This is a genomic window from Aromatoleum toluolicum, from assembly GCF_012911005.2.
GTDB classification, from domain to species: Bacteria; Pseudomonadota; Gammaproteobacteria; order Burkholderiales; family Rhodocyclaceae; genus Aromatoleum; species Aromatoleum toluolicum.
The window spans coordinates 1-415 of the sequence record NZ_WTVS01000248.1 but is presented as its reverse complement, the minus strand read 5'-3'; the positions used below and the strand labels follow the sequence as shown (position 1 = coordinate 415).

Below are 415 nucleotides of genomic sequence, written 5' to 3'. Positions count from 1 at the left end.
GCGCGAGCTTGAACTTGACCTGTACGTCGTCGGCCACCATGGAGGTGTCGGCCCACTCGTTTTCGCCAATCTTGAAGGCCAGCCGCTTGATGGGCAGCGCGCCTGTGGCGGTGGTGGTGGTGCCGTTCTGGGTCAGCGTCACGGGCACCACCACGTTCTGGCTGTTGCCCTTGATGGTGAGCGCTCCCGCCACTTCAAACTTGCCGCCGCCCAGGGCCTTGATGCTGGACGACACGAACTGGGCCTGCGGGAACTTGGGCACGTTGAACCACGCGGGCTTGGGCAGCTCTGCATCGGTCTCGCGGGAGCCCAGCGTGGCGCTGCCGGTGTCCACCGTGAAGGCGATCTTGCTGGTGGCCAGTTTGGCCGGGTCAAACGCTACCTGGGCGCTGAACTTCTTGAACTGGCCTTCCAG

At 64.6% G+C, this 415-nt stretch carries 1 protein-coding gene; it reads right to left on the bottom strand.

From position 1 onward, the window contains the following. The coding region (locus GPA27_RS28590; protein ID WP_169143757.1) for a YceI family protein at positions 1–415 on the bottom strand (415 nt) is incomplete at both ends.